The 8,124-nt window shown below is 62.9% G+C and carries 11 protein-coding genes; 8 read left to right on the top strand and 3 right to left on the bottom strand.

Annotated elements, in window-relative coordinates:
* Nucleotides 1–2 precede the first annotated feature (2 nt).
* Genes ccoG through HLUSI_RS0102605 form a run of 3 tightly spaced genes read left to right on the top strand, consistent with a single transcriptional unit; the run spans nt 3 to nt 2,209 of the window.
* Entirely contained in the window at nt 3–1,358 is a 1,356-nt protein-coding gene (gene ccoG / locus HLUSI_RS0102615; RefSeq protein ID WP_016832491.1) for a cytochrome c oxidase accessory protein CcoG, read from the top strand.
* 33 nt (nt 1,359–1,391) lie between these two features.
* Nucleotides 1,392–1,910 carry a FixH family protein gene (locus tag HLUSI_RS0102610; protein WP_016832490.1) on the top strand — a complete coding sequence of 173 codons (519 nt, stop codon included), beginning with the start codon at nt 1,392–1,394 and terminating at the stop codon, nt 1,908–1,910.
* Nucleotides 1,911–1,939: 29 nt separating this feature from the next.
* Nucleotides 1,940–2,209: a hypothetical protein gene (locus HLUSI_RS0102605; RefSeq protein ID WP_029363041.1), complete on the top strand. Its 270-nt coding sequence runs from the start codon at nt 1,940–1,942 to the stop codon at nt 2,207–2,209.
* Here HLUSI_RS0102605 and fnr read toward each other — a convergent pair.
* Nucleotides 2,166–2,930 carry a fumarate/nitrate reduction transcriptional regulator Fnr gene (gene fnr, locus HLUSI_RS0102600; protein ID WP_050977611.1) on the bottom strand — a complete coding sequence of 255 codons (765 nt, stop codon included), beginning with the start codon at nt 2,928–2,930 and terminating at the stop codon, nt 2,166–2,168. The genes HLUSI_RS0102605 and fnr overlap by 44 nt on opposite strands.
* Nucleotides 2,931–3,153: 223 nt before the next feature.
* Here fnr and HLUSI_RS0102595 point away from each other — a divergent pair, with 223 nt between their 5' ends.
* From HLUSI_RS0102595 to arsH, 4 genes are read left to right on the top strand one after another with little or no spacing between them, the layout of a single operon-like run.
* Nucleotides 3,154–3,486: an ArsR/SmtB family transcription factor gene (locus HLUSI_RS0102595; RefSeq protein WP_029363039.1), complete on the top strand. Its 333-nt coding sequence runs from the start codon at nt 3,154–3,156 to the stop codon at nt 3,484–3,486.
* 8 nt (nt 3,487–3,494) lie between these two features.
* On the top strand, nt 3,495–4,610 hold the full coding sequence (gene arsB / locus HLUSI_RS0102590; protein WP_016832486.1) for an ACR3 family arsenite efflux transporter: 1,116 nt from the start codon (nt 3,495–3,497) through the stop codon (nt 4,608–4,610).
* The gene (arsC, locus tag HLUSI_RS0102585; RefSeq protein WP_016832485.1) at nt 4,607–5,035 is read left to right on the top strand and encodes an arsenate reductase (glutaredoxin); all 429 of its coding nucleotides are present in this window, start codon (nt 4,607–4,609) and stop codon (nt 5,033–5,035) included. Before arsB ends, arsC begins: the two co-directional genes overlap by 4 nt.
* Nucleotides 5,004–5,738 carry an arsenical resistance protein ArsH gene (gene arsH / locus HLUSI_RS0102580; RefSeq protein WP_040503082.1) on the top strand — a complete coding sequence of 245 codons (735 nt, stop codon included), beginning with the start codon at nt 5,004–5,006 and terminating at the stop codon, nt 5,736–5,738. Before arsC ends, arsH begins: the two co-directional genes overlap by 32 nt.
* On the opposite strand, the gene HLUSI_RS30885 is transcribed toward arsH, so the two are convergent.
* The gene (locus HLUSI_RS30885) at nt 5,731–6,132 is read right to left on the bottom strand and encodes a hypothetical protein (protein WP_016832483.1); all 402 of its coding nucleotides are present in this window, start codon (nt 6,130–6,132) and stop codon (nt 5,731–5,733) included. The two genes, arsH and HLUSI_RS30885, sit on opposite strands and share 8 nt — an antisense overlap.
* A 71-nt stretch (nt 6,133–6,203) precedes the next feature.
* Here HLUSI_RS30885 and HLUSI_RS26670 point away from each other — a divergent pair, with 71 nt between their 5' ends.
* Nucleotides 6,204–7,403: a hypothetical protein gene (locus HLUSI_RS26670; RefSeq protein ID WP_016832482.1), complete on the top strand. Its 1,200-nt coding sequence runs from the start codon at nt 6,204–6,206 to the stop codon at nt 7,401–7,403.
* A gap of 39 nt (nt 7,404–7,442) precedes the next feature.
* Here HLUSI_RS26670 and dhaL read toward each other — a convergent pair.
* The coding region (dhaL, locus tag HLUSI_RS0102565) for a dihydroxyacetone kinase subunit DhaL (RefSeq protein WP_016832481.1) at nt 7,443–8,124 on the bottom strand (682 nt) is incomplete at its 5' end.

The raw sequence follows: 8,124 nt of genomic DNA, 5'->3' as shown, positions 1-8,124 counted from the left end.
TAATGATGACCACGTGCATAATAAATATATTCGCGCGCGAAATCAAGGGGCGTTACGCCAGCCTGCGCTGGGTCTGCCTGTGGCTGACCCAACTGGTGTTCTACGGCTTGCCGTGGCTGCAATGGAATGGCCGCCAGGCGGTGCTGTTCGATCTCGGCGCGCGCAAGTTTTATATCTTCGGCATCGTGCTGTGGCCGCAGGACTTCATCTACCTGGCGGCGCTGCTGATCATCTGCGCCTACGCGCTGTTCCTGTTCACGGCGGTGGCGGGGCGGGTGTGGTGCGGCTTCTCCTGCCCGCAAACGGTCTACACGGAAATGTTCCTGTGGATAGAGCGCCGCATCGAAGGCACGCGCAGCGCGCGCATGCGTCTGGATCGTCAGCCGTGGGGCGTGCAGAAGCTCCTCAAGAAGAGCGCCAAGCACATCGTCTGGGGCGCATTGTCGCTGTGGACGGGGTTCAGTTTCGTCGGTTACTTCACGCCCATCCATGAGTTGATGGCGAGCGTCGCCGTCGTGTCGCCGGGGCCGTGGGAGGCCTTCTGGATCACGTTCTACAGCTTCGCCACCTATGGCAACGCCGGCTGGATGCGCGAGCAGGTATGCAAATACATGTGTCCGTATGCGCGCTTCCAGAGCGCGATGATCGACAAGGACACGCTGATCATCACCTACGACCGCGCACGCGGCGAGCCGCGTGGCGCAAAGTCCAAAGCAGCGCAAAAGACCGGCGACTGCATCGATTGCTCGATGTGCGTACAGGTCTGTCCGACCGGCATCGACATCCGCGACGGTCTGCAATACGAATGCATCGGCTGCGCCGCCTGCATCGACGCCTGCAATGGCGTCATGGCCAAGGTCGCGTTGCCGCCGGGGCTGATCAGGTATTCCACAGAGCACGCCATCACCTCGCATTTGTCGTTGCAAGAGATGCGTCGCCGCGTCCTGCGTCCGCGCGTGCTGGCTTATACAGCGCTGCTGGTGCTGATCGTGGCCGGATTCGGCACGGCATTGGCGCTGCGCACGCCGCTCAAGCTCGACATCATCCGCGATCGCGGCGTGATGGCGCGCGAAGTCGAGGACGGCATGATCGAGAACGTCTACCGGCTGCAGATCATGAACACCGGCGAGACCGCGCATCGCTTCCATATCGACGTGTCCGGTATCGACGGCATCAGGCTGGCGACGCCGGCGGAAGTCGAGATCGAAGGCGCCGCCATGCGCGCCGTCCCGGTCCGCGTGCGGGTGCCGCACGGCAAGGGCGAACACGGTTCCAACAAGGTGGCGTTCGCGTTGAGCGCCGTTGACGATCCGCAATTGCAGGTGCAGGAGAAGGCCATCTTCTTCGTGCCGCGCTGATGAGATCAACCAGCAATTCAAAAGGAAACGAACATGCAAGCAACGCCGACTTTACGTCCCTGGTACACCCATCGCTGGCCCTGGCTGCTGATGCTCGGCCCCGCGCTGGTGATCGTGGCCGGAACATTCACCATCTGGCTGGCGGTGACGCGCGAAGACGCCATGGTGGTGGGCGACTACTACAAGGAAGGCCGCGCCATCAACCAGGACCTGCGGCGCGACCGTGCCGCGACCTCGCTGGGCGTGGCGCTGCACCTCGGCTATGACGCCGCGTCGGGAAAATTGCTGGGCAACGTGCAGACCCATGCCGGGCCGCTGCAAGGCAAGCTGCAATTGCACCTGGCGCATCCGACCCGGCCTGAAAAAGATTTGCGTCTGCCGCTCGAGACCAACGCCCACGGCGACTTCGGCATCAGCTTGCCGATGCTGGAACTGGCGCGCTGGCAGGTGCTGCTGGAGAACGACGCGCGTGACTGGCGCGTGGCCGGCGTCTGGCATTGGCCGCAGCAACGCATGCTGGACCTGATTGCAGATCAGCCGGCGGCAAGTTGAGCCGCGGAATTCAAGAAGAGGAGATTGCCATGCAACGCATCGTGCCGAATATCCTGTGGGCCTCGTTCCTGGCGGCGATTGCGGCGGAGGGTTGCTTCTTCGCCTGGTTCGATCCGGACGAGCTGTTCCATTTCATCGGCCAGCGCGAGCGGCTGGCCGCGTATACGGCGGGATTCTTTTTCCTGTGGTTGTTCTGTGCGCTGTCAGGCGGGCTGGCCTTCCTGCTGAATCTGCCCGGACAGCGCGACTACCTGATCAGGCCATCGGACAAGTCTCGGTCCCGGCGGCAAGGGCCTTGATGCGGACCGGGTCGAGCAACTGGATCTCGCGCTTGTCGACGCCGAGCCAGCCGAGCTTGCGGAACTTCGACACCAATCGGCTGATGCTTTCGATGGTGAGGCCGAGGTAGTTGCCGATGTCTTCACGCGACATGCGCAACTGGAAGCTGGTCGATGAATAACCGCGCGCCGCATAGCGTGAGGAAAGGTTGATCAGGAAAGCTGCGAAGCGCTGTTCCGCCCGCATGTTGCCGAGCAGGAGCATGGCGTTTTGTTCGCGCGTGATTTCCTGGCTCATGATGCGATGGAAATGGCGCAGCAGCATCGGGATCACGCCGAATAATTCTTCCAGGCGCTGGAAGGGAATCTCGCACACCTCGCTGTCTTCCAGCGCGGCGACGTCGCAATGATGCTTGTCGGTGCTGATGGCGTCCATGCCCATCAGTTCGCCGGCCATCTGGAAGCCGGTGATCTGCTGTTCGCCGCCGGCATTGAGCTGGTAAGTCTTGAAATGCCCGAGCCGGATCGCATACAAATTCCTGAACGGGTCGTCCATGCGATACAGGCTCTCGCCGCGGGCCACCCGGCGGCGCCGTCCGATGATCTGGTCGAGCCGGTTCATGTCGGAATCATCCAGCCCCATCGGCAGGCACAACTGGTGCATGCTGCAATTGACGCAACTGGTTTTCATCGCGTGGTGGGGTGGCGGCAGGGGGCGCTGGATCTGTTGAAGCTGGCTCATGGCAGTGGACGTGTGGACGCCTGGTCGTTGTTTTGCTCAATATAGCCCAGGGCGACGTCCGGCAGACAACGTACGACGGGGTTTCTGGACACTACTTGATCTGGATCAAGGGAGGTGTTGTCAATCACCGGACATTGGCGCGCATTGGCCGGCGGTAATCCTGGGGCTTGCATCAATCCAATATTTCAATAATAATTGAATCATTGGATTGATCGGAGCCGCCATGGACAACAAAACTGCTATCACTGCACTTGCCGCGCTCGCCCAGGAGTCGCGCCTGGCCGCATTCCGCCTGCTGGTGCAAACAGGCCCGGAAGGCCTGGCCGCCAGCAAGATCGCCGAGCAACTGGCGGTGGCGCCGTCGGCATTGTCCTTCCACATGAAGGAGCTGTCGCACGCCGGCCTGGTCACTGCGCGCAGCGAAGGGCGCTTCGTCATCTATTCGGCGAATTTCGACAGGATGAACGGCCTGATTGGTTTTCTTACCGAAAACTGCTGCGGCGGCAATGTGTGTTCGCCGGTGCAGGAGTGCTGCCCCGGCACAGAAGAGAAATAGGGCGTGTCATGAGCATCCAACCTGGATTTGCCGACCCTGCGAAGGCAGCGATCATCCCGCTGAGCCTGTTTGAACGCTATCTGACGCTCTGGGTGGCGCTGTGCATCGTCATCGGCGTCGTGCTGGGGCAGGCGTTTCCGCCTACCTTCCGGATCATCGGCGGCATGGAGGTCGCCCGCGTGAACTTGCCGGTCGGCGCATTGATCTGGGTGATGATCATTCCGATGCTGCTCAAGGTCGACTTCAGCGCCTGGCGCCAGATCGCCGGACACGGCCGCGGCATTGCCGTGACGCTGTTCGTCAACTGGGCGGTCAAGCCGTTCTCGATGGCCTTGCTCGGATGGCTGTTCATCCGCCATTGGTTCGCGCCGTATCTGCCCGACACGCAACTGGATTCCTACATCGCCGGGCTGGTGTTGCTGGCGGCGGCGCCGTGTACGGCGATGGTGTTCGTCTGGAGCCGCCTGACCGGCGGCGACCCTTACTTCACCTTATCGCAGGTGGCGATGAACGATCTGATCATGGTGTTCGCCTTCGCTCCGCTGGTCGGCCTGCTGCTGGGTGTGTCGAGCATTACGGTGCCGTGGGCCACGCTGCTGACCTCGGTCGGCCTCTACATCGTCGCACCTGTCATCATCGCGCAGGTCTGGCGCCGGTCGCTGCTGCGCGGCGGGCAAGCGCGGCTGGATAGTGCGACTGCGCGCATACAGCCGTGGTCGGTTGCGGCATTGCTGGCGATGCTGCTGTTGCTGTTCGCTTTCCAGGGCGACGCCGTAATCAGGCAGCCGCTGGTGATCGCCTTGCTGGCGGTGCCTATCCTGATCCAGGTCCTGTTCAATTCCGCTCTGGCGTATTGGCTCAACCGTGCGGTCGGCGAAAAACACGCGGTAGCGTGTCCTTCGGCGCTGATCGGCGCTTCCAACTTCTTCGAGCTGGCCGTTGCCACCGCGATCAGCCTGTTCGGCTTCGAATCCGGCGCGGCGCTGGCGACCGTCGTCGGCGTGCTGATCGAGGTGCCGCTGATGCTGCTGGTGGTCGCCGTCGTGAACCGGACAAGGGGCTGGTACGAGGCCGGCGCCGGAGCGTCTTCACTTGAACATCATTCAACCCGGGAGCCATCATGACCGTCCGTATTTATCACAACCCCGCCTGCGGCACCTCGCGCAATACGCTGGCATTGATACGCAATTCAGGAGAGGAGCCCGAGGTCATCGAGTACCTGCTGCATCCGCCGGCGCGCGAGGTCCTGATCCAACTGATCAAGGACGCCGGCCTCACGGTACGGGAGGCAATCCGCCGAAAAGGCACGCCTTATGCCGAACTCGGCCTGGACAACCCGCAACTGAGCGATGACCTGCTGCTCGATGCGATGCTGGCGCATCCGGTGCTGATCAACCGTCCTTTCGTGGTCACGCCCAAGGGCGTGCGCCTGTGCCGCCCCTCCGAGCTGGTGCTGGACATCCTCCCCAATCCCCAGCAAGGTCCGTTCACCAAGGAGGATGGCGAAGTCGTCATCGATGCGGAGGGGCGCCGTGTCGCAACTTCCTGATTTGCCGAACATTGACGCGGCGTTGTTCCACGCGCCGCAGGCGAGCGACTTCGCCGCGGTCGGTCGCGCCACGCATGCGCCGCGATTTCTGCTGCTGTACGGATCGCTGCGCGAGCGTTCCTACAGCCGCTTGCTGACGTTGGAAGCAGCACGCCTGCTGCAGGCCATGGGCGGCGAGACGAGGATCTTCGATCCCTCCGGCTTGCCGCTGCCGGACAGCGCGCCGGACACGCATCCCAAGGTGCAGGAGTTGCGCGAACTGGCGCAATGGGCCGAAGGCATGGTGTGGTGTTCGCCGGAACGGCACGGCGCCATGACCGGCATCATGAAAGCGCAGATCGACTGGATTCCGTTGTCGTCCGGCGCCATCCGGCCGACGCAGGGCAAGACGCTGGCGGTGATGGAAGTCTCCGGCGGTTCGCAGTCCTTTAACGCCGTCAACCAGATGCGTATCCTGGGACGCTGGATGCGCATGCTGACCATCCCGAATCAATCGTCGGTGGCCAAGGCGTTCCAGCAATTCGACGAGGCCGGCCGCATGCATCCTTCCGCGTACTACGATCGCGTGGTGGATGTCATGGAAGAGTTGATGAAATTTACTTTGCTGACACGCGACGTCTCGCCGACGCTCGCAAATCGTTACAGCGAGCGGAGGGAGAGTGCGGAGATGTTGAGCAAACGGGTCAATCAGGGCGTCATCTGAAATCGCCGGCATAAAGTTCCTGCAGCATCGACCGTAAAGCAGCTAGCGGATGTCCTGATCCCGGATGTCCCTTGACGACTTTTTTGCTGCTACTTACCGATATGACAAACCTATCCGCAGTGAGCTCATCGGCGCCGTTGATATCGGCAGCGCCGGCGGCGGCGACACGAAGCGCCTCGACTCCGAGCGCCGCGTCGAACCAGGCTTCGACGCAATCCCATACCTCCGTCACGCTGGGCGGCAGCAATGCCGCCGCGAGCGCGCAGCTGTATTCCATGTCCGGCGCGGCGCCGTCGACGGACAAGTTCTTCTCCTGGCAGAGCAAATCCAACGATGCCGTCAGCACCATGATGGCGGGGAATTTTTCTTCGTCATCGCTGGGTGCGCGGTTCAAGGGCCTCGGCGCAGCGCTGTTGAATCGCTTCGACAGCGACAGCGCCGAAGGGTTCCGCGTTGGAAACCACGTTGCGGGCACAGACCGATGCCCAGACCGACAACAAGATTTCACTGACCATCGTGACGACCTCGGGCGCGCAAGTCGAGCTGACGCTGTCCAGCCAGGAAGACGGCCTGTCGGTGCAGGTACAGGTCGGCAAAGGCAAGCTGACCGACGCCGAACGCGGCGCGCTGCAAAAACTGTCGGATGGATTCCAGAGCGCCATTGACGGCATTGCCGCCAATCCGCCGGGTCTGAAACTGGATGGCTTGACGCAGTTCGACACCAGCCTGCTGGCGTCGGTGGACTTGCATGCGAGCGTGCAGGTCGGCGGCCAGACGCAGACCATCGGCTTCCATGCCGACAGCAAGCAGCGCACCGTGAGTGCGGCCGGACCTGCCGGCACGCTCAAGGTCAGCGTCGACCTCAGCAACCTGGCTATCGTGGGCACCGCCAAGCAGCAGGCCGAGGCCATCAAGCGCTATCTGAAGCAATTCGACGATGCCCAGAGCCGCGGTCATGGCGACGCCTCGCTGGTAGCGATGTTCAAGGACGCCTTCAAGGAAATGAACAGCAAGGTCACCAGTGCCGCGCAACAGGCACGCGAGCAGTCGCCGGCGGCGATCTGGCTCAACAAGGCTGACCAGAGCATGACGACCGGGCTGGCCGATTTCAACGCGTCGATGACGCAGGAAGTGACGTCGCCGAACCCGGCGCGCCAGAGCGAACACGATACTTTCTCGTACCAGACTTCGCAGAGCAGTAACGTCGGCAGTAACGGAGGCGGCCAACTCAATCGCGCCATCACGCAGCAGCAGGAATCGCATCTGAGCGCGAGCTACCATGAGTCGCTGCTGGCGGACGTGCCGCTCAGGCTGACCACCGACAAGAATTCGCAGAACTACACGTATCACCAGATCAAGGACGACGCCAGCAGCAAGGCGACGATCGCGTACGACAAGGGCGTGCTGGTCAAGGCCACGCTGGAGCAATCGGCCAGCCAGTCGACGCGTGTGCAGAAGTACATGATGGGCGAGCTGATCAGCGACAACACCACGCCGCAGAACGCGACGCTGTCGCGCGACTTCCTCAGCCTGCTCAAGCCGCTGCAAAAGAAAGAAGGGGCCACCAGCGCCGCCGATATCTCGGCACTGGATCAGGCACTGGCGACCATCAACAATCTGGTCTACCTGCAGCCCGATCCGCTGACGCTGCGCAACGAGCGCTAGTTCGCGTCCGCTCCTGCTGCGTGTGCGACCCAATGCCAGTCACCGGAAAGTCGCCAGCGCGTCGCGCACTGCCGCCAGCCACAAGGCGACGGCGTGGGCGCCGGGATCGGCGAAACCCAGCGCACGGTCGCCGAGATAGCTGGAGCGGCCGCGCTTCGGTGTCATCGAGGCGGTTTGGGCGGCGCCCTGGACAGCCGCTTCCACAGCGGCATTGATTGCTGCTTCCTCATTTTCCCCACCATCCAGCGCGGCTTGCATTGCCTGTGCCGCCGGGTGCAGCGCATCGATCATGGTGCGATCGCCGGGATGCGCGCCTCCCAGTTCCGAAACACCTTCGACGGCCGCGCTGAAGGCGGCGCTCCAAGCGCGTGCGTCGTTTGTCTTTGCGGCGTCGAGCGTTGCTGCGGCGCGCATCAGCAGGATGGCGTAGAGCGGACCGGAGGTGCCGCCGACCACGCGACGGATGGTGGCCGACATGGCGCGCAGTACTGCGGCCGGGTCGGTTTCCGCCGGCCATTCGTCGATTTCGTCGCGGATGCCTTGCGCGGCGCGCGCCATGCTGATGCCGAGGTCGCCGTCGCCGACACGCTGGTCCATCTCGGTCAGCACGGCTTCGGCGTCGGTCAGGCGGACGCAGACGGCTTCAATCACGCGGCGCAGGCGCGCATCGGCCGCCATGCGGTCGCTGCGTTTTGCATGCGGCGCGGACGGCGCCGGTTTG

This window comes from Herbaspirillum lusitanum P6-12 (genome assembly GCF_000256565.1).
Lineage (GTDB): Bacteria > Pseudomonadota > Gammaproteobacteria > Burkholderiales > Burkholderiaceae_D > Herbaspirillum > Herbaspirillum lusitanum.
The sequence above is the reverse complement of the archived record's forward strand: the minus strand, read 5'-3'. Positions and strand labels throughout refer to the sequence as shown.